We start from the raw sequence: 1,041 nt of genomic DNA, 5'->3' as shown, positions 1-1,041 counted from the left end.
AATAGTGACCCATTGCCTTCGTGGAACGACGGTCAAACCAAACAAGCAATTATCCAATTTGTCAGTGATGTTACTGACGCTAACTCTCCCAATTTTGTTGCTCCTCAAGATCGTATTGCCACTTTTGATAACGACGGAACGTTATGGTCAGAAAAGCCGATGTACTTCCAAATCTTGTTTGTGCTCGACCAAATTAAAGAGCAAGCGGCTAGCCACCCTGATTGGAAGACGACTAAACCATACTCACTGGTGTTAAGTGGACAGATAGATAAGCTGAGCTTAGAAGATGTTCTAACTATGGTGCAAAAAACGCATTCAGGAATGAGCAGCGATGAGTTCACGGCGATTGGGCGAGCTTGGATAAGTACGGCTAAGCACCCCGTAACGGGCCGCCCATACACCGACATGGTGTATCAACCAATGTTAGAACTGTTGGATTATCTTGATAGCAATGGCTTTAAAAACTTCATTGTGTCTGGTGGTGGCAATGCCTTTATGCGAGCTTGGGCGACGGATGTCTACAACATCCCATCCGAGCGTATCATTGGTACTCGTCTATCTACAGAGTTCGTTAATGTTGATGGTAGTTACCAAGTTAAGCGCGTACCGGGCATTGAAGTGAATAACGACAAAGCGGAAAAACCGCAGCAAATTTATCAGCACATTGGTAAGCGCCCAATAGCTTCGTTTGGCAACTCAGATGGTGACCTACAAATGCTGCAATGGACGACGTCAGGTACTGGTCCTCGTTTAGCAATGTACGTTCATCACACGGATGACCAACGTGAGTGGAAATATGACCGCACCTCTAGCATTGGTAAGCTAGATAAAGGATTGGATGAAGCGAAAGTGAAAGGTTGGTTAATCGCTGATATGAAAAACGATTGGAAACAAGTGTATCCAACCAAGTAAGATTTCAAATCTGACTGATATAAAAAGGGGTTAACCACTGGTTAACCCCTTTGTTGTGTCCGAAGAACGGACCACTGCTTTTTCTTATTTTTAAGGAAAGAAACTTAGGTCGAAGGTTGTTCTACCGTG

Annotated in this window: 1 protein-coding gene; it reads left to right on the top strand. The window is 44.2% G+C overall.

The genetic code is table 11. The annotated features are described in order from the left end of the window. The coding region (locus R7Z50_RS24890) for an HAD family hydrolase (RefSeq protein WP_318149401.1) at window positions 1–912 on the top strand (912 nt) is incomplete at its 5' end. Between the last annotated feature and the right edge of the window lie 129 nt (window positions 913–1,041).

It is taken from the genome of Vibrio sp. 1249-1 (assembly GCF_033340495.1).
The sequence above is the reverse complement of the archived record's forward strand: the minus strand, read 5'-3'. Positions and strand labels throughout refer to the sequence as shown.